This is a genomic window from Sphingomonas sp. UYAg733 (genome assembly GCF_054057355.1).
In genome coordinates this window covers 30,476-54,002 of sequence record NZ_JBSRZE010000016.1, presented here as the reverse complement: position 1 = coordinate 54,002, position 23,527 = coordinate 30,476, and the positions used below count along the sequence as shown (strand labels likewise).

Genomic DNA, 23,527 nt, shown 5'->3' with positions numbered 1-23,527 from the left:
GGTCGAGACGAAATTCAGACGCGACGGCGCTTGGAAGGCCGGACGCCGTTGTGCGGGATCGAGGTCACGTCGCGGATCGAAGTGATCTGGAAGCCAACCGCCTGCAGCGCGCGAAGCGCCGACTCACGGCCCGAACCCGGACCCTTTACTTCCACTTCGATTGTACGGACGCCGTGCTCGGCGGCCTTCTTGCCGGCGTCTTCCGCCGCGACCTGCGCCGCGTATGGAGTCGACTTGCGTGAGCCTTTGAAGCCCATCGCGCCGGCCGACGACCACGAAATCGCGTTGCCCTGGGCATCGGTGATCGTGATCATCGTGTTGTTGAAACTTGCATTCACATGGGCGACGCCAGAGGTGATGTTCTTGCGCTCGCGCCGCTTAATGCGCTGAGGTTCGCGTGCCATATCGTATTCCTAACCCTGATAGCTGAGGGAGCGAGCCGCCTCTCGACGGCTCAAGCTCACTTCTTCTTGCCGGCGATCGGCTTGGCCTTGCCCTTGCGGGTGCGCGCATTGGTATGCGTACGCTGACCACGGACCGGAAGGCCCTTACGATGGCGAAGACCGCGATAGCAGGCCAGATCCATCAGGCGCTTGATGTTCATCGCGACTTCGCGACGGAGATCACCCTCAACGGTGTGATCGGCGTCGATCGTCTCGCGAATCTGCAGCACTTCCTGATCGGTCAGGTCCTGGACGCGACGCTCGGAAGCGATGCCCAGCTTTGCGACGATTGCCTTGGCCTTGGTGTTGCCAATGCCGTGGATGTAGGTGAGCGCGATAACAACGCGCTTGTTGGTCGGGATGTTGACCCCGGCGATACGAGCCATGAACTAAATTCTCCTGCTCCACAGGGCGACATGGCAGTCACCCCATCTCATAGCGTTAAACATTCCGAAACGCACGATAGCGGCGAGCGCAGACAAGCGCCGCCGGGACCCGGTGGTTCGGAATAACCGCCAGATAAGCGCGCGCAGGCACGGAGTCAACCAGCCGGTTCCCGCCGGCTACGGATCGACCACCATTTCTTTAGCGCGACTGCGGCCCAGGCGATTTCGACCAACCCGAACGGCCAGGCGCCCAGCAGGACACCATATGCCGATCCCATCGAGCAGCCTGCGGCGAATCCCAGCGTCCACCAATGACTGCCCGCCTCCATCATATAGCAGATGAGTATTGAGGTGACCGCGAACAGGCCGAACAAAGTGAGGGCGTCCATCGCCGGCCCCTGCCCTTTTTTGGCCTGAAGCGCCAGCAGGCGGGCGATGCCTAGCGCAACTCGCTGGTCGACCAAACGGGCATGGCTATGGCATCGAATTCAGGCCGGCAGCACGATCGTCGCGATCAGGCCCGGCGCATTGTCACCAAGCTCCAATCGTCCGCCATGCAACCGCGCGACAGCCTCGACCAGAGTCATGCCGAGCCCCGCGCCGGGTGTCGTGCGCGCGGTATCGAGCCGCCCGAACCGGCGCAGCGCCTGGACGCGATCGGCGGCGGCGATCCCCGGGCCGTGATCCTCGACCTGCAACCTGACTTCGTGCGCGTCGCCGGCCAGGCGAAGCGTGACTGATGCGCCGTTCGCCCCGTGGCGCAGCGCATTGTCGACCAGATTGGTTATCGCTTGCGACATCAACTCACGGTGCAGCGGCAAAGCGGACAGCTTGGCATCGATCGCAACAACGAAACGCAGCCCCGCATCCTCCACCACCGGCGCGTAGAGATCGGCAATCTCCTCAATCAGCGCGGCCGGGTCGACCAGGGTGAAACGATCGCGCGAGATCGATTCGGACCGGCTGATCTCGATCAACGTGGTCAACATGCGCATCACCAGATCGGTCTCGACGATCAGTCCGCCGAGCGCGGCTTCGCGCTGCGCCGGATCGTCCATCAACAATGCGCCCTCGGTCTTGCTGCGCAGCCGGGCGAGCGGCGAGCGCAGATCATGCGCCAGGCTGTCGGTGACGATGCGCAATTCGCCCATCAGCCGTTCGACCTTGTCGAGCATCGCATTGAGCCGGATCGCCAGCCGGTCGAACGCATCGCCGCTGTCGGAGAGCATCACCACACGGCGCGACAGGTCGCCGTCCGCGACACCCTCGATCACGCCGGCGATGCCGTTCAACCGCCGCCCGACATAGCGCGCGATCACCAATCCGCCACCGATGCCCAGCGCCAGCGACAACAGCACGGCAAGCGCCAGCGCGGATTCGAGGTCGCGCTGTTCGCGTTCCCAATCGTCCAGCAACCGTCCACTGATCAGCCGATTGGGGCCGATCGCGCGTACCGCATACCCCGCATCGCGATCCGACCAGGGCGACGTCGTCCCTGCCCGGCCGATCCGGAAGATCGTCGCATCGCCGTTGAGCGTCAGACGATCAGGGCCCGTCCCGCCAATGCGCCGCCCGGATGCGTCGATTACCGCCAGGATCAGCGAATCGTCGCCCGGCGCACGCGCATCCTCGATCGCCTCGTTGAGCGCCTTCATCCCGCCGTTGCGCCATACCGCGACCAATGCGTCGGATTGTTCGATCGTGTCGCGCCGCAGCGTGCCGACCGCGTCGTCATGGATCTGCTGCCAGACGAAACCGACCAGAGCGAGATTGGACACCAATGCCAGCGCGATCGCCAACAGCGCGATGCGCGCGGTGACCGATGGTCCCCTCACCCGTCGGCCGAGAGCCGGTATCCGGCGCCGCGCACCGTGTGCAGGATCGGTGCGGCAAAACCCTCTTCGAGCTTGCGCCGGAGCCGGCCGATATGGACATCGACGACATTCGATCCCGGATCGAAATGATAGTTCCAGATCTTCTCCAGCATCATCGTGCGGGTGACGACCTGCCCGGCATGGCGCGCGAGATATTCGAGCAAGTTGAACTCCCGCGCGCCGAGCAGGATCGGCCGGCCCTGGCGCGACACGCTGCGCGCGAGCAGGTCGATCTCGAGATCGCCGACATTGAGCTTAATCACCTGCTGGTCGGATGCGACCCGGTCGCTCCGCCGCAACAACGCCTCGATCCGCGCATGGAGTTCGGCAAAGGAATAGGGTTTGACCAGATAATCGTCCGCCCCGGCATGCAGCCCATCGATACGGTCGTCGACACTGGCCAGCGCGGACAGGATCAGCGCCGGCGTCTTGATCCCGGCCGCCCGGATCGCCGCGAGCATAGCAAGCCCGTCAAGGCCCGGCATCATGCGATCGGCGATGATGACGTCGAAAATGCCCTCGCTGGCGAGGAACAGGCCGTCGCGGCCGTCATGACATGTCTCGACCGAATAACCGGCCTCGGCCAATCCCTTGGCCAGGTAGCTGGCGGTCGTATGATCGTCTTCAACGACAAGGATCTTGCGGGTCATTGGATCTTGATCATGGGCGAGCGTCCGATGGCTGCTGGCTTGGCTTTAGACGAACGAAATGGGTTTGTACGAACGAACTGGGCCGACGGAAAGCCTCGCTTCCCGTCGGCCCCCGGCACCACCGGGAACATGGTACCGGATCGAGGTATCGCTTTGTGATCGCCGTTCAGGGGAGGACGACAGCATCATGGCGACATCCGCCATATTAATGCGCGGCGGGGGCTTCATCCGATGACACCGGCATGAAAAAAGCGTCATGCGGGGCATTAGGTCGCGTCTATTTTTTCGGATTTGCTTCGGGCTCGGATGCAGCCTCGGCCGCGGACTTCAGGCCGAGCATCTGCACCGCCAGCACCTCGTCGACCTTGGGCGCGAGTGTATCGGCGCCGCCGCGAACATAACCGCCGACGACATATGTCAGGGTGACGCGTGTCGCGTTCGCCCCTTCAGGGTCGAGGCGGAAGGTCAGCGTTCCCGTTACCGCCTCGGCCTGGAGCGGGCCGAGCGCGCCGACCAGCCGGATCATCCGGCCCGGCGCGATATAGACGATCCGGGCATGCTCGACGGACCCCTTGTCCTTCATCCGCTCGCAAAAACATCCAGTTGCCTGCGCATCGAGATAGAGATTGGCCGAATCGTCCGAATAGGTGTGCTCCTTGCTCCACCATTTCTGCGGCGCGCGTAGCGTATCCCAGGTATGCGCGATCGGAACGTCGATGGTAACGACCTGCTTGATCTCGAACCCGGCGGGCGTCGCCTGGACGACATCCGCGCCGGCCGGCACGGCGAGCGGCAGCAGGACCAGGGCGGTGAATAAAGCGAAGCGGTTCATATGGCGGCCCCCGGTGGAACGCCGTATCATATGCGCCCGGGGACGATGCGCAACCTTGCTCGTCCGCACAGCAGGAATGAACGGCGGCGTTTATTTCCCGCCGAGGATCGCCTCGATCGCTTCGCTCACATGATCGATATCGGCCATGCCGTCGACCCGCCGTACCAGGCCCCGCGCGTCATAGATCGGCAGGATCGGCGCGGTCTTGGCGCGGTACTCGGCCATGCGCGTACGCACCGATTCCTCATTATCGTCAGCGCGGCGCTTGAACTCGGTCGAGCCGCACACGTCGCACACGCCCGGCACCTTGGTCTGCTTGAATTTGTCGTGATACCCGGTGCCGCATTTGGCGCAGGTGAAACGGCCGGTGATGCGCTCGACCAGCGCGTCTTCGTCGACCTCGAGCTCGATCACATGGTCAAGCGTGCGACCGTGATTGGCGAGGATATCGTCAAGCGAATGCGCCTGCGCCGCGGTCCGCGGGTAACCGTCGAAGATCGCGCCCTGCCCGGCCGGCATGGTCGAGAGCTTCTCGTCGATCAACGCGGAGACGATGTCGTCGGAAACGAGTTCGCCCGCCGCCATGATCGCGGCGACCTTCAGGCCGACCGGCGTGCCGGCGTCACGCGCAGCACGCAACATGTCACCGGTGGAAAGCTGCACCATGCCGCGATCCGTCATCAAACGGCTCGCTTGCGTGCCCTTCCCCGCCCCCGGGGGCCCGAGCAGGATAATATTCACAGCCGCACTCCCCTAGACTTCACTTCACCCGTCTTAACGGAGGCGTCCGCCCTTCAGCTTAGCCTTTTTGATCAGGTCGCCATATTGATGCGCAAGCAGATGGCTCTGAATCTGCGTCACCGTATCCATCGTTACGTTGACCACGATCAGCAAGCTAGTCCCACCAAGGTAGAACGGGATTGACAGCGCCGACACCAGATATTCCGGCAACAGGCAGATGATCGTCAGATAGGCCGCACCGATCACCGTGATACGCGTCAGCACATAATCGAAATAGGTCTCGGTGTTCTTGCCGGGGCGGATGCCGGGAATGAAGCCGCCATAGCGCTTCAGATTGTCCGCCGTCTCCTCGGGGTTGAACACCACCGCGGTATAGAAGAACGAGAAGAAGATGATCCCCGCACCGTACAGCAGCATGTAGACTGGGCTGCCGTGCTGGAGATACTGGTTGAGCCCGATGACGACATCGCCCCATGCGCTCTCGCCCGCGACGCGCTGACCCGCGAACTGCGAGATCGTCAACGGCATGAGCAGCAGCGACGAGGCGAAGATCGGCGGGATGACGCCGGCGGTGTTGATCTTGAGCGGCAAATGGCTGCGATCGGCCTGCATGCCGCGCTGCGTCTGGCGCTTGGGATATTGGATCAGAATCCGCCGCTGTGCTCGCTCCATGAAACAGATGAACAGCACAAGCAGTACGACCGCAACGACGATGCCGATGAACTTGACCGGATCGAGCGAACCCGAACGGCCGCCTTCGAACAGGTTGACCAGGGTGCGCGGCAGGCTGGCGACGATACCGGCCATGATGATCAGCGACATGCCATTGCCAATGCCGCGGCTGGTGATCTGCTCACCCAGCCACATCAGGAACATGGTGCCGCCGACCAGGCTCAACACCGCTGCCACGCGGAACAGCATTCCGGGATCGACCACGACACTCTGGCTCTCGAAGCCGATCGCGAGGAAATAACCCTGAACTGCGGTCAGGCCGACCGTCCCGTAACGCGTGTATTGGTTGAGCCGCTTGCGCCCGCTCTCGCCATCCTTCTTGATCGCCGCCAGCGTCGGCGACAGCGAAGTCGCGAGCTGCACCACGATCGAGGCGGTGATGTAGGGCATCACGCCAAGCGCGATGATGCTCGCGCGCGACAGCGAGCCGCCGGAAAAGGCGTTGAAGAAATCAAGCACGCCGCCGCTGGTCTTCTGCACCAGCAGGTTGAGCGCGGTCGGGTCGATCCCCGGCAACGGCACATAACTGAGCATCCGGAAAACGATCAGCACGCCGATCGTGAACCACAACCTTTTCTTGAGGTCGGTCGCCTGCGCGAACTTCGACAGGCTGAGGCCTTGGGCCATCTGATCGGCTGCGGATGCCATTATGATTATCGTCCCTGGAACTTAGGGGGGAAACAAAAGCGGCGGGAAACGTTTCACCGCCCCGCCGCTCATATAGTCACGCAAGCGGGCTTGCCTAGCGTCTTCCCCGGCACAACGGCCGGGGACGCCGGGATTATGCCTTGAACGAAGCCTTGTGAGCCTGGCGCTCCTTGTACTTCACGCCCTTCTTGGCGGCGGCCTTTTCGGCTGCCGGTACGACATGGATCACATCGACCTTGCCGCCGGCCTTTTCGACCGCTTCGATCGCGCCCTTCGACGCGCCATGCACCGAGAAGCTCAGCTTGGCCGAGAACTCGCCCTTGCCGAGCAAGCGGACGCCGTCCTTGCCACCGCGCGCCAGGCCGGCGGCCTTCAGGGCAGCGTGGTCGAGCGTCGCACCGTCTTCGATCTTGCCGGCGTCGAGCGCCTTCTGGATCGAACCGAGGTTCACTTCGGCATAATCCTTGGCGAAGATGTTGTTGAAGCCGCGCTTTGGCAGACGCATGTGCAGCGGCATCTGGCCGCCTTCGAACCCTGCGATCGACACGCCTTCACGGCTCGTCTGGCCCTTGATGCCGCGGCCGGCGGTCTTGCCCTTGCCGGAACCGATGCCACGGCCGACCCGCATGCGGGATTTACGGGCGCCTTGATTGTCGCGGAGATCGTTCAATTTCATGTCGTGCACTCGCTTTCGCTTTTGTCGCGCTGGATATCTAAAGCCCCTCCCCTTCTTCGGGGGAGGGGTCGGGGTGGAGTAGTACCGAGCATAACGCCCGGATACGCCGCCCCTACCCTAAGTCGTTCAACCCTCGACCGAGAGCATGTGCGCGACCTTGCGGATCATGCCACGAACTTCGGGCGTGTCCTGCAACTCACGGGTCTTGTGCATCTTGTTGAGGCCAAGACCGATCAGGGTCGCGCGTTGATCGCGCTCACGACGGATCGGCGAGCCGGTCTGCGTGATCTTGATCGTGCCACCTGCGGCAGCTTCTTTTTTCTTCGCCATCTGTCTTACTCCGCGATCGCTGCGGCTTCGGCCTCGGCGGCTTGCGAGCCACCACGGCCGAGCAGGTCGGCGATCTTCTTGCCGCGACGCTGCGCGACCGACTTGGGCGAAACCTGCGAGGTCAGTGCCTCGAAGGTCGCGCGGATCATGTTGTACGGGTTCGATGTACCGATCGACTTGGTCACCACGTCAGCAACGCCGAGCGATTCGAACACGGCGCGCATCGGGCCGCCGGCGATGATGCCGGTACCCTGCGGTGCCGAACGCACCGTGACGAGACCGGCACCGAAGTGACCCTTGCCGTCATGATGCAGCGTACGACCGTCACGCAGCGGAACACGGACCATGGCCTTCTTCGCGGCCGCAGTGGCCTTGGAGATGGCTTCCGGCACTTCGCGTGCCTTGCCGTGACCGAAGCCGACCCGGCCCTTGCCGTCACCGACGACGACCAGTGCCGCGAAGCCGAAGCGCTTGCCGCCCTTGACCGTCTTCGAGACGCGGTTGATGTGAACCAGCTTCTCGATCAGCTCTTCGCCGCCATCGTCGCTGCCGGGACCGCCACGGCCGCGATTGTCGCGTCCGCCACGATTGTCACGACCGCCGCGGTTCTGACCGCCGCCGCCGGGACCGCCACGACCACGGCCGCCACGCGGACCACGACCAGGGGCTTCCTGCGGAACGGCTGCGCCATCGGGCGCTGCAGCTGCTTCCGTCGGGATGATTTCGTCAGCCATTCTTAGAACTCCAATCCGGCTTCACGCGCGGCCTGTGCCAGCGCCTTGACACGACCGTGGAACAGGAAGCCTCCGCGATCGAACACGACCTTGGTCACGCCCGCTGCCTTGGCTGCTTCCGCCACTCGCGTGCCGACCGAGGTCGCCGCGTCGATGTTCGCGCCGGTCGTGCCGCGCACGTCCTTTTCCAGCGTCGATGCCGAAGCGAGCGTGGTGCCTGCCGCGTCGTCGATGATCTGGGCATAGATATGCTTGCCCGAACGATGCACCGACAAACGGGGACGGCCAGCGGCACGACCACGGAGCGCGGTACGGTTGCGAAGACGGCGCTTCGCAAAAAGGGAAAGACCTTTGGTGCTCATTACTTCTTTTTCCCTTCCTTGCGGAAGATGAACTCGCCGTCGTACTTGATGCCCTTGCCCTTGTACGGCTCAGGTTTGCGCCACTGGCGAATTTCGGCGGCCAGCTGGCCGACCTTCTGCTTGTCCGAACCCGATATCTCGATCGTCGTGTTGTCCGGCGTCTTGACCTCGATGCCTTCCGGCACGTTGATGTTGACGTCGTGGCTGTAGCCGAGCTTCAAGTTCAGCGTGCGGCCCGAAGCGGCGGCGCGATAGCCGACGCCGTTGATCAGCAGCTTCTTGGTGAAACCGTCCGACACACCGGTCACAAGGTTCTGGACCAGCGTACGCTGCATGCCCCAGAACGCGCGAGCGCGCTTGGTGTCGTTGGCCGGCTGCACCGAAATGCCGCCGTCCTCCAGCGTGTAGCTGATCTCGTCGCGCAGCGGCATCGCGAGACTGCCCTTGGGGCCCTTCACGCTGAGCTGCTGACCCTCGATCGTCGCGGTGGTACCGCTCGGGATCGTGATCGGCTTTTTACCGATGCGGCTCATCAGAATACCTCCGCAAGCACTTCGCCACCGACATTCTGTTCACGCGCTTCGGCGTCGGACAGAACGCCACGCGGCGTCGAGACGATGGTGATGCCCAGGCCGTTCATCACGCGGGGCAGATCCTGCGAACCCGAATAGACGCGACGGCCAGGCTTGGAGACGCGTGCAACGTGCTTGATCGCGGGCTGACCCTCGAAATACTTAAGCTCGATGCGGATACCCTTTGCAGGGCCCATCTCTTCTTCGGAATATCCGCGGATATAACCTTCGCGCTGAAGCACGTCGAGTACGCGAGCGCGCAGCTTCGACGCCGGCGAAAGGACAGAGTCCTTGCGCGCGCGCTGGCCATTACGGATGCGGGTGAGCATATCACCCAGGGGATCGGTCAATGCCATCTCGTGATCCTTACCAGCTCGACTTCGTAACGCCGGGGATGAGGCCCTTGTTGGCCAGATCGCGCAGCTGAATACGGCAGAGACGGAACTTGCGATAATAAGCGCGCGGGCGCCCGGTGGTTTCGCAACGATTGCGAACGCGGGTCGGGTTACCGTTACGCGGTATCTGCGCCATCTTCAGGCGGGCGATCAAACGCTCGCCATCGTCGAGCGACTTGTCCGCCGCCATCGCCTTCAGCTTCGCATAGGCGGGGGCGTATTTCTTCACCATCCGCTTGCGGCGCTCGTTCTTGTTTACAGAACTGACTTTAGCCATCTTATGCTGCCTTCTTTTCGTCGTCAGCGACTTCGCCAGTAGCTTCCGGCGGGAACGGGAAGCCGAACAGGCGGAGCAGCTCGCGCGCTTCGTCGTCGGTCCGGGCGGTGGTGGTGACGATCACGTCCATGCCGCGCACCTTGTCGATCCGGTCATAATTGATTTCCGGAAACACCAGCTGCTCCTTCAGACCGCAGGCATAGTTGCCGCGTCCATCGAAGCTCTTGGGGTTCAGGCCACGGAAATCGCGAACGCGGGGAAGTGCGATCGTGATGAAGCGGTCGAGAAACTCGTACATGCGCTCACGGCGAAGGGTGACCTTCACGCCGATCGGCATGCCCTCACGCAGCTTGAACTGCGCGATCGACTTCTTGGCCTTGGTGACGACGGGCTTCTGACCTGCGATCAGTTCCATCTCGCCGGCGGCCTGCTCGACCTTCTTCTTGTCCTGCGTCGCTTCGCCAACGCCCATGTTCAGGACGATCTTGTCGAGGCGCGGAACCTCCATCACGTTCTTGTAACCGAACTTCTCGGTCATCGCCTTGATGATCGTGTCATCGTACATCTGCCGCATGCGCGGCTTGGTGTTGGCAGTTTCAGCCACTGATCTTCTCCCCGGTCTTGACGGCCACGCGGACCTTCTTTCCGTCCTGGGTTTCGAACCGGACGCGCGTTGGCTTGCCGTCGGCGGTCACATGCGCGACCTTCGAGACGTGCATCGGCGCTTCCGAACGGACCAGGCCACCCTGCGGGTCGCCCTGGCTCGGCTTGGTGTGACGGATCGCGACATTCACGCCCGACACGATGACCTTGCCGTCACGCGGCATGGCCTGGGTCACTTCACCGGTCTTGCCCTTGTCCTTGCCGGACAGGACGATGACGCGGTCACCCTTCTTGATTTTCGCAGCGGCCATTACAGAACCTCCGGCGCCAGGCTGATGATTTTCATGTGCTTCTTGCCGCGGAGCTCGCGCACCACTGGGCCAAAGATACGGGTGCCGATCGGCTCCTCGTTCTTGTTGACCAGCACGGCTGCGTTACCGTCGAAGCGGATGACCGAGCCATCGGCGCGGCGAATGTCCTTCGCCGTACGCACGATGACGGCACGGTGCACGTCGCCCTTCTTCACGCGGCCACGGGGGGCTGCTTCCTTGACGCTGACGACGATAATGTCGCCTACGCCCGCGGTGCGGCGCTTGGACCCGCCAAGCACCTTGATGCACTGTACCCGCTTCGCACCGCTGTTGTCAGCGACCTCGAGATTGGACTGCATCTGGATCATCGATCCGGTTCCTTCTCACTCTGGGGCCGATTCCGACCGGACCCCGCCTAAAACAATGCCGGCGCGTTACGCGTCGACGTCGACCCGCTCCGGCGTCGCATGGGTGTTAACCCGATCGATCACCTTCCAGGTCTTCAGCTTGGAGATTGGTGCGGTCTCTTCGATCCGCACGGTTTCGCCCTGCTTGAACTCGTTCGCCTCGTCATGGGCGTGGTACTTCTTCGAACGGCGGATGATCTTGCCGTAGAGCGCATGCTTGACCTTGCGCTCCACGTTCACGACCACCGTCTTGTCGCCCTTGTCCGAGACGATCAGTCCCGTCAGCACGCGCTTCGGCATGGTATCGTTCCTTACTTGGCCGCAGCGTCGCGCGAAAGCGCGGGCTGCCCACCGGCGGCGTCAGCCGCCCGGCGATTCTGGAGGGTCTTGATGCGAGCGATGTCGCGACGGACTTCGCGAACCCGGCTCGGCTTTTCGAGCTGGTTGGTCGCGGCCTGGAAACGGAGGTTAAACGCCTCGCGCTTCAGGTTGCCGAGCTCTTCGCCCAGCTGGTCCTCGGTCTTCGCCTTCAAATCGTCGATGCGAGCCATCTTATACAACTCCCAGGTGCGAGGTGTCGCCGAGACGGGCAACGACCTTTACCTTGATCGGCAGCTTCATCGCCGCGCGGCTGAACGCCACCGCCGCAATGTCGCCGGGAACCCCGTCCAGTTCGAACAGGATGCGGCCCGGCTTGACCCGCGCTGCCCAATATTCGGGCGAACCCTTGCCCTTGCCCATACGGACTTCGGCAGGCTTCGACGTGACCGGCACGTCGGGGAAAATCCGGATCCACAAACGCCCCTGGCGCTTGATGTGACGCGTAATCGCGCGGCGAGCCGCCTCGATCTGGCGTGCGGTTATCCGGTCGGGTTCCATTGCCTTCAGGCCATAGGAGCCGAAGTTCAGCGTGGTGCCGCCCTTCGCATCGCCATGGATCCGGCCCTTGAACTGCTTGCGGAACTTGGTTTTCTTCGGTTGCAACATATCAAATGTTCCTTAGCGCGACGCGTTCATCGAGCCGGGCGCACGCCGGAGGTTTGAGCCTCCATCATGATCCGGTCGGTCGCCATCGGGTCATGGCCGAGGATTTCGCCCTTGAAGATCCACACCTTCACACCGCACACGCCATAGGCGGTATGTGCAGTCGCTTCGGCGTAATCGACATTCGCGCGCAATGTGTGCAGCGGAACGCGACCTTCACGATACCATTCCGAGCGAGCGATTTCAGCGCCGCCGAGACGGCCACCGCAATTGATCCGGATGCCTTCGGCGCCAAGACGCATCGCCGACTGAACCGCACGCTTCATGGCGCGGCGGAAAGCGATACGACGCTCGAGCTGATCGGCGATACCCTGTGCGACGAGCTTCGAATCGACTTCCGGCTTGCGGATTTCGACGATGTTCAACGACACGTCGGAGGTGGTCATCTTGCCGAGCGTGCGGCGCAGCTTTTCGATGTCCGCGCCCTTCTTACCGATGATCACGCCGGGACGTGCAGCGAAGATGGACACGCGGCACAGTTTGGCCGGACGCTCGATCACCACCTTGGAGATCGCGGCCTGGGGCAGCGTCTTCATGATATAGGCACGCATCTTGAGGTCTTCGAGGAGCAGGCGGCCATAATCGGCGCCCTCCGCGTACCAACGGCTGTCCCAGGTGCGGTTGATCTGAAGCCGAAGCCCGATCGGATTGCTTTTCTGACCCATTAGGCTTCTTCTTCTTGCTGTTCGCGAACGACGATGCGCAGGCGGCTGAAGGGCTTCAGAATGCGCGTCGACTTGCCGCGACCGCGCGTGGCGAACCGCTTCATGACGATCGACTTGCCGACGCTCGCTTCCGATACGACCAGCGCATCGACATCGAGGTTGTGGTTGTTTTCCGCATTGGCGATCGCCGAAGCGAGCACCTTGCGGGCATCAACCGCCATCGCGCGGCTCGAGAAAGCAAGGATGTTCATCGCATCGCCGACCGACTTGTTGCGGATCAGCGCAGCGACGAGGCCGAGCTTCTGAGCCGAACCGCGGATCTGCGTACCGACCGAGAGAGCTTCCTTCTCACCGACCTTGCGGGGGAATTTCGGCTTCGACATCAGCGCTTGCCCTTCTTGTCGGCGGCGTGGCCGGGGAAGTAACGCGTCGGCGCGAACTCGCCGAGCTTCATCCCAACCATGTCCTCGTTGACCGAGACCGGCACGAACTTGCGACCGTTATAAACGGTGAAGGTCAGGCCGACGAACTGCGGCAGGATCGTCGAGCGGCGCGACCAGGTCTTGATCGGTGCCCGCGCATTGGTTTCCTGCGCGGTCTCTGCCTTCTTGAGCAGGTGAAGGTCCACAAACGGACCCTTCCAGACTGAGCGAGCCATGTTAGCCCTTCCTCTTTGTCGAGTGACGCGAACGGATGATCATCTTATCCGTCGACTTGTTGTGACGGGTGCGCGCACCCTTGGTCGGCTTGCCCCATGGCGTAACCGGATGACGGCCACCCGAGGTCCGGCCTTCACCACCACCATGCGGATGGTCGACCGGGTTCTTGGCGACGCCGCGGGTCAGCGGGCGGATGCCCTTCCAACGGTTGCGACCAGCCTTGGCGAGGTTGGTGTTGCCATTGTCCGGGTTGGACACCGCACCGACGGTCGCCATGCAGTTTGAATGGATATAGCGCTGCTCGCCTGAATTGAGGCGAACCATCACCATGCCCTTGTCGCGGCCGACGACCTGCACGTACGTGCCCGCCGAACGCGCGATCTGGCCACCCTTGCCCGGCTTCATCTCGACATTGTGGACGATCGTGCCGACCGGCATCTGGCCCAGTTCCATCGCGTTGCCCGGCTTTACGTCGGTCTTCTTCGCAGCGATGATCTTGTCACCGACAGCGAGGCGTTGCGGCGCGATGATGTACGCGACGTTGGGCTTGCCCTCTTCCGTGTCACCATAATTGATCAGCGCGATGAACGCGGTGCGATTGGGATCATATTCGATCCGCTCGACCGTGCCTTCGACTTCCCACAAGCGCCGCTTGAAATCGATGATACGATAACGCTGCTTGTGACCGCCGGCGATACCGCGCGAGGTGACGTGACCCTTGTTGTTACGACCACCGGTCTTGCGCTTGCCTTCGGTCAGCGCCTTGACGGGGCCGCCCTTATGCAAGGCCGAACGATCGACCAGGATCAGACCACGCCGTGCCGGGCTGGTCGGATTATAATGTTTGAGTGCCATTACGAACTGACCCCCTGGGTGACGTCAATCGACTGACCGTCGGCCAGCGTGACGATCGCCTTCTTCACATCGGATTTGGTGTAGGGCACGCCCTTCCACTTCTTGGTCTTGCCCTTCTGGACGATCGTGTTGACCCCCAGAACCTTGACCGAGAAGAGCGCCTCGACGGCAGCCTTGATCTCGGGCTTGGTGGCGTCGTTGGCGACGCGGAACACGACGGCGTTATGCTCGCTGAGCAAGGTCGCCTTCTCGGTGATGTGCGGCGCAACGATCACGTCGTAATGACGCAGATCGATGTCGGCCTTTTGCTTCTTAGCCATTGAAGCGCGCCTCCAGCTTTTCGACGGCAGCGCGGGTCAGGACCAGCGTGTCGTGCTTCAGGATGTCGTAAACGTTGGCGCCGGCGGCCGGCATCACGTTGATCGTGTGCAAATTGCCCGCGGCGAGCGCGAAGCTGTTGTCGACCATGTCGCCGTCGATGACGAGGGCGGTCTTGCCGAGGCCGAGCTTGGCCCAATCCGCGATCAGCGTCTTGGTCTTGCTCTCCGCAACCGCCAGGCTGTCCATGACCACCAGCGAACCCGCCTGAGCGTGGGTCGACAGCGCCATCTTCAGGCCGAGCGCGCGAATCTTCTTGTTGAGCGACGGATTGAAGTCACGGACGCGGGCGCCGTGAGCCTTACCACCACCAACGAAGATCGGCGCGCGGCGATCGCCGTGACGAGCCGTACCGCCGCCCTTCTGGCGACCGAACTTCTTGCCCGTGCGGGCGACATCGGCACGCTCACGAGTGCCGCGCGCGGTAGCACGACGCTTTTCGAGCTGCCAGGTAACGACGCGGTGCAGGATGTCGGCGCGCGGATCGAGGCCGAAGACCTCATCGTTGAGCTCGATGTCCGAAGCTTTCGCCTTGGCGTCGAAGGACTGAATCTTGACCTTCATGTTCAGCCCTCCTGGCCTTCGGTCGCTTCCACGGCCTGGACGTCCTCAGCGGGCGTCTCGGCAGGAGCGGCATTGCTGTTCGCGGCGGCCTTCAGGCCGGCCGGGTACGGCGCATCGGCGTGACGCGCGACCTTGACCGAGTCCTTGACGAGCAACCAGCCACCCTTCGAGCCGGGCACCGAGCCCTTGACGAAGATCAGGCCGCGCTCGACGTCGGTCGATACGATTTCGAGATTTTGCTGGGTGCGGTTCTTGTCGCCCATGTGACCGGCCATCTTCTTGTTCTTGAAGACCTTGCCCGGATCCTGGCGCTGACCGGTCGAACCGAGCGAACGGTGCGAGACGGAGACGCCGTGGGTGGCGCGCAAACCGCCGAAGCCCCAGCGCTTCATGCCGCCCTGGAAACCCTTACCCTGGGTCACGCCCTGGATGTCGACGATCTGGCCGGCAACATAATGGTCAGCCGAAATCTCGGCGCCCACTTCGAGCACGGCGTCATCGGACACACGGAATTCTGCAAGCTTCGCCTTGGGCTCGACTTCGGCCTTGCCGAAGTGGCCGCGCTGCGGCTTGGAAACGTTTTTCGCTTTGGCAACGCCGGCGCCCAGCTGGACGGCAACATACCCATCACGATCGGCCTCGCGAACGGCCACAACCTGGTTGCCCTCAAGTGCAAGGACGGTGACGGGCACATGGCGCCCATCATCCTTGAACAAGCGGGTCATCCCCATTTTCTTCGCGATCACGCCTGTGCGCATGATCATGCTCCTTATTACAGAGGCACGCCGGAACGATTTCCGACGTGCGTGTCAGCCCAGCAATTTTGTACGTGCCCCGTCCCGGGCTGGTGTTCCCGTTAGGGAACGTGACGGGGGACGCAGACCCGAGCAAGCTCGGCGGTATCCCTTATCAGGTGCCGCCGAAGCGGAACCGAATCTCGTGTGGAGAAGCGGCCTTTAGGCCAGCTTGATCTCCACGTCTACACCCGCAGCAAGATCGAGCTTCATCAGCGCGTCCACCGTCTGCGGGGTCGGCTGAACGATGTCCAGCATCCGCTTGTAAGTGCGAACCTCGAACTGCTCACGCGACTTCTTGTCGATGTGCGGTCCGCGGTTGACCGTGAACTTCTCGATACGCGTCGGCAAAGGGATAGGACCGCGAATAAGGGCGCCGGTGCGGCGCGCCGTGTCGGCGATGTCGCCGGTCGCCTGATCGAGCACTCGATGGTCGAATGCCTTCAGACGAATACGGATATTCTGCGTTTCCATTTAGTCCCTACCGATGCGAAAGAGCGGGCTGCCTTACGACAACTCTTTGATTGTTCACACTTTTGCCACCTGAATGGCAAAGCAACTCAATAAAATAGCAACCGCCCGACTCCCCTGGGGAATCGGGCGGAGGCGCGTCTATATTACTTCGAGATGCCGCTGACAATACCCGAACCGACGGTCCGGCCACCTTCACGGATCGTGAAGCGCTGACCAACGTCCATCGCGATCGGCGCAATGAGCTTGACGCCCAGTGCGATGTTGTCGCCCGGCATGACCATCTCGGTACCCTCAGGCAGCTCGACGGTGCCGGTCACGTCCGTCGTACGGAAGTAGAACTGCGGACGATAGTTGGCGAAGAATGGCGTGTGACGGCCACCCTCGTCCTTCGACAGCACATACACTTCCGACTGGAAGTCGGTGTGCGGCTTGATCGAGCCCGGCTTGCAGAGAACCTGGCCACGCTCGACTTCGTCGCGTGCAACACCACGGATCAGTGCGCCGACATTGTCGCCAGCCTGGCCCTGGTCGAGCAGCTTGCGGAACATTTCGACGCCGGTGACGACGGTCTTGCGGACTTCCGGGTGGATGCCGACGATCTCGACTTCCTCGCCGACCTTGACGATGCCGGTCTCGACGCGACCGGTGACGACCGTGCCACGACCCGAGATCGAGAACACGTCCTCGATCGGCATCATGAACGGCTTGTCGAGCGGACGCTCTGGCTGCGGCAGATAGGTGTCGACCGCTTCCATCAGCTTGAGCACGGCGTCATGGCCGATCTCGGGCTGCTTGTCGTCGAGCGCACACACCGCCGAGCCACGAATGACGGGGATGTTGTCGCCGTCGAAATCATACTTCGAGAGCAGTTCGCGGATTTCCATCTCGACGAGTTCGAGGATTTCCTCGTCATCGACCAGATCGACCTTGTTCATGAACACGACCATCGTCGGCACGCCGACCTGACGCGCGAGCAGGATGTGCTCGCGAGTCTGCGGCATCGGGCCGTCGGTGGCCGACACGACCAGGATCGCGCCATCCATCTGGGCAGCACCGGTGATCATGTTCTTCACATAATCGGCGTGGCCCGGGCAATCGACGTGCGCATAGTGACGTGCGGTCGTCTCATACTCGACGTGTGCGGTCGAGATGGTGATGCCGCGCTCGCGCTCTTCCGGCGCCTTGTCGATGTTTGCGTAGCTGGTGAAGGTCGCACCGCCGGTTTCAGCGAGCACCTTGGTGATCGCAGCCGTCAGCGACGTCTTGCCATGATCGACATGGCCGATCGTGCCGATGTTGAGATGCGGCTTGGTCCGCTCAAACTTTGCTTTCGCCATTTTTCCTACCTTCTAGAATCAGATTCGCGGCCTTCTGGGCGCCACGCGAACGCGGCCCCTTAACGACCTATTTCAAGTTACGCCAGCCCTAGCGCTCAGAGCCCGTTTGGAAACGCGTCAAAGCGCGTTTCGGCTGTGCCGGCCCGCTCCCCCTCCCGGCCACCCATTCAGGATATGCTGTGGGTGGCCGGGAGGGGGAGCGGGCCGGCACCGTCTGCAAAATTCGCTTTTCCGCGAATTTTCAAACAGACCCCCGGTGCGTCAGGCCAATTTCGCCTTCACTTCTTCGGCAACATTCGCCGGCACTTCGTCATAATGCGAGAACTGCATCGAGTACTGCGCCCGGCCCTGACTGAACGAGCGGAGCTGGTTCACATAGCCGAACATGTTCGCCAATGGCACGATCGCCTCCACCGCAGTCGCGTTACCGCGGCTGTCGGTGCCCTGAATCTGGCCACGACGGCTGTTCAGATCGCCGATCACGTCGCCGAGATAATCCTCCGGCGTCACGACCTCGACCTTCATGATCGGCTCGAGCAGCTTGATGCCGGCTTTCTGGGCCGCTTCCCGCATCGCGCCACGCGCGCAGATTTCGAATGCCAGCGCCGACGAATCGACGTCATGATATTTACCGTCGATCAGCTGCACTTCGAAATCGATGATCGGGAAGCCGATCAGCGATCCGGTTTCAGCCGTTTCGCGCATGCCCTTCTCGACCGAAGGGATATATTCCTTCGGGACGTTGCCGCCCTTGATCTGGTCGGAGAAGACGAAGCCCGAACCGCGCTCGCCGGGAATGACCTTGATCTTGATCTCGGCGAACTGACCCGAACCACCCGACTGCTTCTTGTGGGTGTAGGACATCTCGATCGGCTTCGCGAGATATTCGCGATACGCCACCTGCGGCGCGCCGACATTCGCTTCGACCTTGAACTCGCGCTTCATGCGATCGACCAGGATTTCGAGATGGAGCTCGCCCATGCCCTTGATAATGGTCTGGCCGCTCTCGATGTCCGAGGTCACGCGGAACGAAGGATCTTCGCGCGCGAGACGGTTGAGCGCGATGCCCATCTTTTCCTGGTCGGCCTTGGTCTTCGGCTCCACCGCGACCTCGATGACGGGGTCCGGGAATTCCATCCGCTCAAGGATAATCGGCGCATTGATGGCGCACAGCGTGTCACCGGTCGTGGTGTCCTTGAGGCCCGCCAGAGCGACGATATCGCCGGCATAGGCCACCTGGATGTCCTCGCGGTCATTGGCATGCATGAGCAGCATGCGGCCAACCTTTTCCTTCTTGTCCTTGACCGAGTTCATCACTTGCGATGCGGTCTCGAGCTTGCCCGAATAGATGCGGGCGAAGGTCAGCGTGCCGACAAACGGATCGTTCATGATCTTGAACGCCAGTGCCGAGAACGGTGCATCGTCTTCCGGCGGGCGCGATTCGGCGCTCACACCGTCGAGCTTCAGCCCTTCGACGTCCTTGATGTCCAGCGGCGACGGCAGATAGTCGACCACGCCGTCGAGCAGGGGCTGCACGCCCTTGTTCTTGAACGCGGAGCCGCACAGCACGGGCACGAACGAGAAGTTCAGCGTGCCCTTGCGGATCAGCGCCTTGAGCTCAGCGGTGGTCGGCTCGGTGCCTTCCAGATACGCTTCCATCAAATCGTCGTCCTGCTCGACCGCCATCTCGATCAGCTCGGAACGAGCGGTCGCGGCCTCGTCGGCCAGGTCGGCGGGGATGTCGCGATATTCGAACTTCGCACCCAGCGACTCTTCGAGCCAGATGATCGCACGGTTCTCGACCAGGTCGACCAAGCCCTTGAAGTCACCTTCCAGGCCGATCGGCAGATACAGCACGGCCGGACGCGCGCCCAGACGATCCTTGATCATCTGCACGCACATCTTGAAATTCGCGCCGGTGCGGTCGAGCTTGTTGATGAAGCACATGCGCGGCACGTGATACTTCTCGGCCTGACGCCACACGGTCTCGGACTGCGGCTCAACGCCGGCAACGCCGTCGAAGCATGCAACCGCGCCGTCGAGCACGCGCAGCGAACGCTCGACTTCGATCGTAAAGTCGACGTGCCCCGGGGTGTCGATGATGTTGATGCGGTGATCGTTCCAGAAGCACGTCGTTGCAGCCGACGTGATCGTGATCCCGCGCTCCTGCTCCTGCTCCATCCAATCCATCGTCGCGGTGCCTTCATGCACTTCGCCGATCTTGTAGGACTTGCCGGTGTAATAAAGGATGCGCTCGGTGGTCGTCGTCTTGCCGGCATCGATATGAGCCATGATGCCGATATTGCGATACATCGAGAGCGGATGGCTGCGGGCCATGATCGGTTCCTTGGGATGTGGAGAAGCCGGGGCTCACGCCCCGGCCTGTCCGATATAGGTAGTCGATGTTACCGGAAAAAGACCGGTAACCGCCGCTGTTACCAGCGGTAGTGGCTGAACGCGCGGTTGGCTTCGGCCATGCGATGCGTGTCTTCACGCTTCTTGACCGCGTTGCCGCGATTGTTCGCCGCATCCATCAGCTCGCCCGACAGCCGTGCGGCCATCGTGTGCTCGCTGCGGGCGCGGGCCGCATTGATCAGCCAGCGGATCGCCAGTGCCTGGGCGCGCTCGGGGCGCACTTCGACCGGGACCTGATAGGTCGCACCACCGACGCGGCGGCTGCGGACTTCGATGCCCGGCTTCACATTGGCGAGCGCGTCATGGAACACGCTGAGCGGGTCCTTCTTCGCGCGCTGCTCGACGGTCTCGAACGCTCCATAGACGATCAGTTCCGCGACGGACTTCTTGCCGTCGAGCATGACCGAATTCATGAACTTCGAGAGAACCTCATCACCATATTTGGGATCAGGCAGGATGATACGCTTTTCTGGGCGACGACGACGTGCCATTTCAATTTCCTTCTAAACTTCAGCCTTGGTGATCGGACGAACCTGACGCCGACTTGCATCGGTTGGTTGGCCGACCGGCTTACTTCGGACGCTTGGCGCCGTACTTGGAACGCGACTGGCGGCGATCCTTCACGCCCTGTGTGTCGAGCACACCGCGCAGCACATGGTAGCGAACGCCGGGAAGATCGCGAACGCGACCGCCACGGATCAGCACGACCGAATGCTCCTGCAGGTTATGGCCTTCACCCGGGATATAGCTGATGACTTCGCGCTGATTGGTCAGGCGGACCTTGGCAACCTTGCGCAGGGCCGAGTTCGGCTTCTTCGGGGTGGTGGTGTAGACACGGGTGCAAACGCCGCGCTTCTGCGGGTTCTGCTCCATTGCAGGGACCTTCGACTTGGCCTTCTGCGGATCGCGGCCCTTGCGGACCAGCTGGTTAATCGTCGGCATTGAAGCCTTCACCTTTCAAATGGTTACTTTGCTGGAGCCGAAGCGCCCCACCGGTTAAAGAATCCGGGAATACAAATAAGGACCATCGGAAAGGCATATCGCCTTCCTTGGCCCTGGAATGCATCCAGCAATGTTCAAGCAGCCCAAGGGGAACGGGTCCTCTGGGGCAGCGGCGCCTATACAGGCCGACTCGGTGGTGGTCAATGGCGTGACGGCGCAGATTGTTCGCGCCACTCGCCATCCCTGCCAAAGCGGCAATCCCGTTTCCACCGCATCGCTATCGCCTCAGTTCCGATGGATAGTGGATTGCCCGTTGTTATGGCAGGGTCGAACAGGCAGGTTCGCATGATGAACATCGTTCAACTGACGGCCATGGCGGGCATGCTCATCTTAACTGCATGCAGTCCACAGTCTCCTGCGCCTCCGAGGGTTGCTACAAATTCGACTCTTGGCGTCAACGAGCCAGGCTGCGCCCTGCCGACCAAGCAATGGACGAAAGTGGCTGGCATCTCTTCGCGTTCGATCGGCATGGGCGACAAGAACGTCATAGAATTGGATATCGACAATCACCTGTCGTGGAACGAGGCTCCGATAAACCAATCTACTTTTGAAACATATGTGAGTGCGGTTGCGACGATAGAGCCGCGGCCGCTTACGGTGCTTCGCACGGATCGCCGCATTGGCTGCGATAGGCTGCGAAATGCAATCTCGGTCATCAACGCCGCGATCCAGTGTCGCCCGGCCCTCTGCCGGCTCGAATTGACCTCGCTATCGCATGATCCGGAGCGGTCGCCGGAAATGTTTATGGAATTATGAGCGAGCACTTAAGAGCTCAATCCCCGACTACTCTGAATCCGCCATGCTTCAGCGCAGCGCGGAGTTTAAGCGCAAGTGCGGCGCGGCATCTTATACTTTCGCGGGGATGACGGGCAGTTGGAGGCCCGCTACATGACAACGATGACATACGATCTGCTCATCATCGGCGGCGGCATCAATGGCTGCGCGATCGCGCGCGAGGCGGCGCTGCTCGGGCAGCAAGTACTGCTCGTCGAACGCGACGATCTCGCCGCCCATACCTCGTCCGCTTCGACCAAGCTGATCCATGGCGGTCTGCGCTATCTCGAATATTACGATTTCAAGCTGGTCGCCGAAGCGCTTCGCGAGCGCGAGCGGCTGGTCAAGGCCGCGCCGCACATCATCCGCCCGATGCGCTTCGTCCTGCCGCAGGAAAACTCGCTGCGGCCGTGGTGGCTGATCCGGCTCGGCCTGTACCTTTACGATTTCCTCGGCGGCAAGATGTCCCTGCCCCGCTCGCGCGGCCTGCGCCGGGGCGACGCCGCCTATGTTTCGCCGTTGAAGGGCGGCGATCGCGGCTTCGTCTATTCCGACGCGTTCGTCGACGATTCGCGGCTGACCATGTTCAACGCGATGGATGCGGCGAACAATGGCGCCGACATCGCTGTAGGGACTGCGGTGGAATCGGCCCGGCGCGAGGGCGATCTGTGGTACGCCAGGCTATCCGACGGCCGCACCATCATGGCCCGCGCACTGGTCAACGCCGCCGGCCCCTGGGTCCATCAGATGCTCGGCAAGCTCGGCGTCAACGCGAAGTCCGACGTACGCCTGGTCAAGGGCAGCCATATCGTCGTGCCTCGCCTGTACGATGGCGACCATGCCTATATGCTGCAGCAGCCCGACCGCCGCATCGTCTTCGCCATCCCTTATCAGGACGGCTTCACCGAGATCGGCACCACCGACATCCCGGTCGAACAACCCGAGGACGCGGTGATCTCGGCCGACGAGATCGCCTATCTGTGCGACGCGGTGAACCGGCATTTCATCGCCCAGATCGCCCCTGCCGACGTCACCTCGACCTGGTCGGGCGTCCGCCCGCTCTATGACGACGGCGCGAGCGAGGCCAAGGCGGTGACCCGCGACTATGTGCTGGAACTCGACACCACAGGCCCAACCCTGCTCTCGGTGTTCGGCGGCAAGATCACCACCGCCCGGCATCTCGCAGAGGAAGCCCTGGAGAAGCTGGCCGATCCGCTCGGTTTCGAATCGCGCCATGTCACGCGCGACCGACTGTTCCCAGGTGCCGGGGCCCAAGGCTGGGAGCCATTGCTGGCAAGCGTCAGCAAGCGCTGGCCGTTCCTTGGCGAGGCGCGGTCGGCGCGGATGAGCCATGCCTATGGCGAACTGCTCGGCGAGATGCTCGCCCATGTTGCCGACGAAGCGGGCATGGGTGCCGATCTCGGCGCCGGCCTGACCGAAATCGAGGCGCGCTGGATGCACGACCGCGAATGGGCGCGCACGCCGCAGGACGCGTTGATGCGGCGCAGCAAGATCGGCCTGCGCCTGTCGTCCGACCAACGCAGCCGATTCGAACAATGGTGGACGGGCGCCTTCCCGGGCTAATGACGCGCA

Annotated in this window: 35 protein-coding genes; 2 read left to right on the top strand and 33 right to left on the bottom strand. The window is 62.3% G+C overall.

Translation table 11 applies throughout. The features are described 5' to 3' along the window. Window positions 1–14: 14 nt before the first annotated feature. The 33 genes from rpsK to rpsL all read right to left on the bottom strand — a co-directional run bounded on the left by rpsK (window position 15) and on the right by rpsL (window position 21,100). A complete protein-coding gene (gene rpsK, locus ACVWZA_RS18640; protein ID WP_031395237.1) occupies window positions 15–404 on the bottom strand; it encodes a 30S ribosomal protein S11 in 390 nt (129 codons plus the stop codon). Window positions 405–460: 56 nt separating this feature from the next. Beyond that, on the bottom strand, window positions 461–829 hold the full coding sequence (gene rpsM / locus ACVWZA_RS18635) for a 30S ribosomal protein S13 (RefSeq protein ID WP_183108967.1): 369 nt from the start codon (window positions 827–829) through the stop codon (window positions 461–463). A gap of 155 nt (window positions 830–984) precedes the next feature. After that, window positions 985–1,218, bottom strand: coding sequence for a hypothetical protein (locus ACVWZA_RS18630; RefSeq protein ID WP_457312853.1), 234 nt, complete (start codon window positions 1,216–1,218; stop codon window positions 985–987). A 99-nt stretch (window positions 1,219–1,317) separates the two neighbouring features. Continuing rightward, window positions 1,318–2,664 carry an ATP-binding protein gene (locus tag ACVWZA_RS18625; RefSeq protein WP_457312852.1) on the bottom strand — a complete coding sequence of 449 codons (1,347 nt, stop codon included), beginning with the start codon at window positions 2,662–2,664 and terminating at the stop codon, window positions 1,318–1,320. Next, on the bottom strand, window positions 2,661–3,353 hold the full coding sequence (locus tag ACVWZA_RS18620; RefSeq protein ID WP_457312851.1) for a response regulator transcription factor: 693 nt from the start codon (window positions 3,351–3,353) through the stop codon (window positions 2,661–2,663). The genes ACVWZA_RS18625 and ACVWZA_RS18620 overlap by 4 nt, the downstream gene beginning before the upstream one ends. A 277-nt stretch (window positions 3,354–3,630) precedes the next feature. Continuing rightward, the gene (locus ACVWZA_RS18615; protein ID WP_457312850.1) at window positions 3,631–4,185 is read right to left on the bottom strand and encodes an ATPase; all 555 of its coding nucleotides are present in this window, start codon (window positions 4,183–4,185) and stop codon (window positions 3,631–3,633) included. Between the two features lie 90 nt (window positions 4,186–4,275). After that, window positions 4,276–4,926, bottom strand: coding sequence for an adenylate kinase (locus ACVWZA_RS18610; protein WP_457312849.1), 651 nt, complete (start codon window positions 4,924–4,926; stop codon window positions 4,276–4,278). Between the two features lie 33 nt (window positions 4,927–4,959). Next, entirely contained in the window at window positions 4,960–6,306 is a 1,347-nt protein-coding gene (secY, locus tag ACVWZA_RS18605; protein WP_457312848.1) for a preprotein translocase subunit SecY, read from the bottom strand. Window positions 6,307–6,439: 133 nt separating this feature from the next. Then, window positions 6,440–6,982 (bottom strand): 50S ribosomal protein L15, encoded by a 543-nt coding sequence (gene rplO, locus ACVWZA_RS18600; RefSeq protein WP_457312847.1) that lies wholly within the window; start codon window positions 6,980–6,982, stop codon window positions 6,440–6,442. A gap of 126 nt (window positions 6,983–7,108) precedes the next feature. Then, the gene (rpmD, locus tag ACVWZA_RS18595; protein ID WP_457312846.1) at window positions 7,109–7,312 is read right to left on the bottom strand and encodes a 50S ribosomal protein L30; all 204 of its coding nucleotides are present in this window, start codon (window positions 7,310–7,312) and stop codon (window positions 7,109–7,111) included. Between the two features lie 5 nt (window positions 7,313–7,317). Further along, the gene (gene rpsE / locus ACVWZA_RS18590; RefSeq protein WP_457312845.1) at window positions 7,318–8,046 is read right to left on the bottom strand and encodes a 30S ribosomal protein S5; all 729 of its coding nucleotides are present in this window, start codon (window positions 8,044–8,046) and stop codon (window positions 7,318–7,320) included. Window positions 8,047–8,048: 2 nt separating this feature from the next. Then, a complete protein-coding gene (gene rplR / locus ACVWZA_RS18585) occupies window positions 8,049–8,408 on the bottom strand; it encodes a 50S ribosomal protein L18 (protein ID WP_183108974.1) in 360 nt (119 codons plus the stop codon). Next, a complete protein-coding gene (gene rplF, locus ACVWZA_RS18580) occupies window positions 8,408–8,941 on the bottom strand; it encodes a 50S ribosomal protein L6 (RefSeq protein WP_457312844.1) in 534 nt (177 codons plus the stop codon). Before rplF ends, rplR begins: the two co-directional genes overlap by 1 nt. Next, window positions 8,941–9,336 carry a 30S ribosomal protein S8 gene (gene rpsH / locus ACVWZA_RS18575; protein WP_034161656.1) on the bottom strand — a complete coding sequence of 132 codons (396 nt, stop codon included), beginning with the start codon at window positions 9,334–9,336 and terminating at the stop codon, window positions 8,941–8,943. The genes rplF and rpsH overlap by 1 nt, the downstream gene beginning before the upstream one ends. Window positions 9,337–9,346: 10 nt before the next feature. Continuing rightward, window positions 9,347–9,652 carry a 30S ribosomal protein S14 gene (gene rpsN / locus ACVWZA_RS18570; protein WP_034161655.1) on the bottom strand — a complete coding sequence of 102 codons (306 nt, stop codon included), beginning with the start codon at window positions 9,650–9,652 and terminating at the stop codon, window positions 9,347–9,349. Between the two features lies 1 nt (window position 9,653). Then, window positions 9,654–10,226 carry a 50S ribosomal protein L5 gene (gene rplE, locus ACVWZA_RS18565; protein ID WP_457312886.1) on the bottom strand — a complete coding sequence of 191 codons (573 nt, stop codon included), beginning with the start codon at window positions 10,224–10,226 and terminating at the stop codon, window positions 9,654–9,656. A 22-nt stretch (window positions 10,227–10,248) separates the two neighbouring features. Then, window positions 10,249–10,566 (bottom strand): 50S ribosomal protein L24, encoded by a 318-nt coding sequence (gene rplX, locus ACVWZA_RS18560; protein WP_457312843.1) that lies wholly within the window; start codon window positions 10,564–10,566, stop codon window positions 10,249–10,251. After that, complete coding sequence (gene rplN / locus ACVWZA_RS18555; protein WP_183108978.1) at window positions 10,566–10,934, bottom strand: 50S ribosomal protein L14; 369 nt, start codon at window positions 10,932–10,934, stop codon at window positions 10,566–10,568. The genes rplX and rplN overlap by 1 nt, the downstream gene beginning before the upstream one ends. Window positions 10,935–11,000: 66 nt before the next feature. Further along, entirely contained in the window at window positions 11,001–11,273 is a 273-nt protein-coding gene (rpsQ, locus tag ACVWZA_RS18550; protein ID WP_034161651.1) for a 30S ribosomal protein S17, read from the bottom strand. A gap of 11 nt (window positions 11,274–11,284) precedes the next feature. Further along, window positions 11,285–11,524 carry a 50S ribosomal protein L29 gene (gene rpmC, locus ACVWZA_RS18545; protein WP_457312842.1) on the bottom strand — a complete coding sequence of 80 codons (240 nt, stop codon included), beginning with the start codon at window positions 11,522–11,524 and terminating at the stop codon, window positions 11,285–11,287. A 1-nt stretch (window position 11,525) separates the two neighbouring features. Further along, entirely contained in the window at window positions 11,526–11,960 is a 435-nt protein-coding gene (gene rplP, locus ACVWZA_RS18540; protein WP_457312841.1) for a 50S ribosomal protein L16, read from the bottom strand. Window positions 11,961–11,986: 26 nt separating this feature from the next. Beyond that, a complete protein-coding gene (gene rpsC, locus ACVWZA_RS18535; RefSeq protein ID WP_457312840.1) occupies window positions 11,987–12,682 on the bottom strand; it encodes a 30S ribosomal protein S3 in 696 nt (231 codons plus the stop codon). Next, a complete protein-coding gene (gene rplV / locus ACVWZA_RS18530; RefSeq protein ID WP_457312839.1) occupies window positions 12,682–13,065 on the bottom strand; it encodes a 50S ribosomal protein L22 in 384 nt (127 codons plus the stop codon). Before rplV ends, rpsC begins: the two co-directional genes overlap by 1 nt. Next, window positions 13,065–13,340 (bottom strand): 30S ribosomal protein S19, encoded by a 276-nt coding sequence (gene rpsS / locus ACVWZA_RS18525; RefSeq protein WP_034161646.1) that lies wholly within the window; start codon window positions 13,338–13,340, stop codon window positions 13,065–13,067. The genes rplV and rpsS overlap by 1 nt, the downstream gene beginning before the upstream one ends. A 1-nt stretch (window position 13,341) precedes the next feature. After that, a complete protein-coding gene (gene rplB, locus ACVWZA_RS18520) occupies window positions 13,342–14,196 on the bottom strand; it encodes a 50S ribosomal protein L2 (protein WP_183108982.1) in 855 nt (284 codons plus the stop codon). Beyond that, window positions 14,196–14,516: a 50S ribosomal protein L23 gene (locus ACVWZA_RS18515; RefSeq protein ID WP_457312838.1), complete on the bottom strand. Its 321-nt coding sequence runs from the start codon at window positions 14,514–14,516 to the stop codon at window positions 14,196–14,198. Before ACVWZA_RS18515 ends, rplB begins: the two co-directional genes overlap by 1 nt. Then, entirely contained in the window at window positions 14,509–15,138 is a 630-nt protein-coding gene (gene rplD / locus ACVWZA_RS18510) for a 50S ribosomal protein L4 (RefSeq protein ID WP_457312837.1), read from the bottom strand. The genes ACVWZA_RS18515 and rplD overlap by 8 nt, the downstream gene beginning before the upstream one ends. A 2-nt stretch (window positions 15,139–15,140) precedes the next feature. Further along, window positions 15,141–15,896, bottom strand: a complete 756-nt coding sequence (gene rplC, locus ACVWZA_RS18505) for a 50S ribosomal protein L3 (protein ID WP_457312836.1) — start codon at window positions 15,894–15,896, stop codon at window positions 15,141–15,143. Window positions 15,897–16,094: 198 nt separating this feature from the next. Then, complete coding sequence (gene rpsJ, locus ACVWZA_RS18500) at window positions 16,095–16,406, bottom strand: 30S ribosomal protein S10 (RefSeq protein ID WP_034161642.1); 312 nt, start codon at window positions 16,404–16,406, stop codon at window positions 16,095–16,097. A gap of 143 nt (window positions 16,407–16,549) precedes the next feature. Continuing rightward, a complete protein-coding gene (gene tuf, locus ACVWZA_RS18495) occupies window positions 16,550–17,743 on the bottom strand; it encodes an elongation factor Tu (RefSeq protein WP_457312835.1) in 1,194 nt (397 codons plus the stop codon). Window positions 17,744–18,004: 261 nt separating this feature from the next. Next, window positions 18,005–20,080, bottom strand: a complete 2,076-nt coding sequence (gene fusA, locus ACVWZA_RS18490) for an elongation factor G (protein WP_457312834.1) — start codon at window positions 20,078–20,080, stop codon at window positions 18,005–18,007. A 98-nt stretch (window positions 20,081–20,178) separates the two neighbouring features. Continuing rightward, on the bottom strand, window positions 20,179–20,649 hold the full coding sequence (gene rpsG, locus ACVWZA_RS18485; RefSeq protein ID WP_183108987.1) for a 30S ribosomal protein S7: 471 nt from the start codon (window positions 20,647–20,649) through the stop codon (window positions 20,179–20,181). Between the two features lie 79 nt (window positions 20,650–20,728). Further along, complete coding sequence (gene rpsL, locus ACVWZA_RS18480) at window positions 20,729–21,100, bottom strand: 30S ribosomal protein S12 (RefSeq protein WP_019516007.1); 372 nt, start codon at window positions 21,098–21,100, stop codon at window positions 20,729–20,731. A gap of 345 nt (window positions 21,101–21,445) precedes the next feature. Between rpsL and ACVWZA_RS18475 the strand changes: the two genes are divergently transcribed. Next, window positions 21,446–21,916 carry a hypothetical protein gene (locus ACVWZA_RS18475; protein ID WP_457312833.1) on the top strand — a complete coding sequence of 157 codons (471 nt, stop codon included), beginning with the start codon at window positions 21,446–21,448 and terminating at the stop codon, window positions 21,914–21,916. Window positions 21,917–22,057: 141 nt separating this feature from the next. Next, on the top strand, window positions 22,058–23,518 hold the full coding sequence (gene glpD / locus ACVWZA_RS18470; RefSeq protein WP_457312885.1) for a glycerol-3-phosphate dehydrogenase: 1,461 nt from the start codon (window positions 22,058–22,060) through the stop codon (window positions 23,516–23,518). The last annotated feature ends 9 nt before the right edge of the window (window positions 23,519–23,527 follow it).

Bases quoted from the DNA above. Each gene is read 5' to 3' on its own strand.
- rpsH (WP_034161656.1), bottom strand. From the start codon at position 9,336: ATGGCATTGACCGATCCCCTGGGTGATATGCTCACCCGCATCCGTAAT.
- rpsM (WP_183108967.1), bottom strand. From the start codon at position 829: ATGGCTCGTATCGCCGGGGTCAACATCCCGACCAACAAGCGCGTTGTT.
- rplV (WP_457312839.1), bottom strand. From the start codon at position 13,065: ATGTCGAAGCCGAAATTCCCCCGCAAGGTCGGTGAGAAGGAAGCTCTC.
- fusA (WP_457312834.1), bottom strand. From the start codon at position 20,080: ATGGCCCGCAGCCATCCGCTCTCGATGTATCGCAATATCGGCATCATG.
- rplB (WP_183108982.1), bottom strand. From the start codon at position 14,196: ATGGCACTCAAACATTATAATCCGACCAGCCCGGCACGGCGTGGTCTG.
- rpsS (WP_034161646.1), bottom strand. From the start codon at position 13,340: ATGGCTCGCTCAGTCTGGAAGGGTCCGTTTGTGGACCTTCACCTGCTC.
- rplF (WP_457312844.1), bottom strand. From the start codon at position 8,941: ATGAGCCGCATCGGTAAAAAGCCGATCACGATCCCGAGCGGTACCACC.
- ACVWZA_RS18620 (WP_457312851.1), bottom strand. From the start codon at position 3,353: ATGACCCGCAAGATCCTTGTCGTTGAAGACGATCATACGACCGCCAGC.
- rpmC (WP_457312842.1), bottom strand. From the start codon at position 11,524: ATGGCTCGCATCGACGATTTGAAGGCGAAGACCGAGGACCAGCTGGGC.
- rplP (WP_457312841.1), bottom strand. From the start codon at position 11,960: ATGTTGCAACCGAAGAAAACCAAGTTCCGCAAGCAGTTCAAGGGCCGG.
- rpsG (WP_183108987.1), bottom strand. From the start codon at position 20,649: ATGGCACGTCGTCGTCGCCCAGAAAAGCGTATCATCCTGCCTGATCCC.
- secY (WP_457312848.1), bottom strand. From the start codon at position 6,306: ATGGCATCCGCAGCCGATCAGATGGCCCAAGGCCTCAGCCTGTCGAAG.
- ACVWZA_RS18475 (WP_457312833.1), top strand. From the start codon at position 21,446: ATGATGAACATCGTTCAACTGACGGCCATGGCGGGCATGCTCATCTTA.
- rpsE (WP_457312845.1), bottom strand. From the start codon at position 8,046: ATGGCTGACGAAATCATCCCGACGGAAGCAGCTGCAGCGCCCGATGGC.
- rpsC (WP_457312840.1), bottom strand. From the start codon at position 12,682: ATGGGTCAGAAAAGCAATCCGATCGGGCTTCGGCTTCAGATCAACCGC.
- rplE (WP_457312886.1), bottom strand. From the start codon at position 10,226: ATGCGGCAGATGTACGATGACACGATCATCAAGGCGATGACCGAGAAG.
- ACVWZA_RS18515 (WP_457312838.1), bottom strand. From the start codon at position 14,516: ATGGCTAAGAAGCAAAAGGCCGACATCGATCTGCGTCATTACGACGTG.
- rplX (WP_457312843.1), bottom strand. From the start codon at position 10,566: ATGGCCGCTGCGAAAATCAAGAAGGGTGACCGCGTCATCGTCCTGTCC.
- rplN (WP_183108978.1), bottom strand. From the start codon at position 10,934: ATGATCCAGATGCAGTCCAATCTCGAGGTCGCTGACAACAGCGGTGCG.
- rplD (WP_457312837.1), bottom strand. From the start codon at position 15,138: ATGAAGGTCAAGATTCAGTCCTTCGACGCCAAGGCGAAAGCTTCGGAC.
- rpsJ (WP_034161642.1), bottom strand. From the start codon at position 16,406: ATGGAAACGCAGAATATCCGTATTCGTCTGAAGGCATTCGACCATCGA.
- rplO (WP_457312847.1), bottom strand. From the start codon at position 6,982: ATGAAATTGAACGATCTCCGCGACAATCAAGGCGCCCGTAAATCCCGC.
- rpsL (WP_019516007.1), bottom strand. From the start codon at position 21,100: ATGCCGACGATTAACCAGCTGGTCCGCAAGGGCCGCGATCCGCAGAAG.
- tuf (WP_457312835.1), bottom strand. From the start codon at position 17,743: ATGGCGAAAGCAAAGTTTGAGCGGACCAAGCCGCATCTCAACATCGGC.
- ACVWZA_RS18630 (WP_457312853.1), bottom strand. From the start codon at position 1,218: ATGGACGCCCTCACTTTGTTCGGCCTGTTCGCGGTCACCTCAATACTC.
- rpsN (WP_034161655.1), bottom strand. From the start codon at position 9,652: ATGGCTAAAGTCAGTTCTGTAAACAAGAACGAGCGCCGCAAGCGGATG.
- glpD (WP_457312885.1), top strand. From the start codon at position 22,058: ATGACATACGATCTGCTCATCATCGGCGGCGGCATCAATGGCTGCGCG.
- rplR (WP_183108974.1), bottom strand. From the start codon at position 8,408: ATGAGCACCAAAGGTCTTTCCCTTTTTGCGAAGCGCCGTCTTCGCAAC.
- rpsK (WP_031395237.1), bottom strand. From the start codon at position 404: ATGGCACGCGAACCTCAGCGCATTAAGCGGCGCGAGCGCAAGAACATC.
- rpsQ (WP_034161651.1), bottom strand. From the start codon at position 11,273: ATGCCGAAGCGCGTGCTGACGGGACTGATCGTCTCGGACAAGGGCGAC.
- ACVWZA_RS18615 (WP_457312850.1), bottom strand. From the start codon at position 4,185: ATGAACCGCTTCGCTTTATTCACCGCCCTGGTCCTGCTGCCGCTCGCC.
- rplC (WP_457312836.1), bottom strand. From the start codon at position 15,896: ATGCGCACAGGCGTGATCGCGAAGAAAATGGGGATGACCCGCTTGTTC.
- rpmD (WP_457312846.1), bottom strand. From the start codon at position 7,312: ATGGCGAAGAAAAAAGAAGCTGCCGCAGGTGGCACGATCAAGATCACG.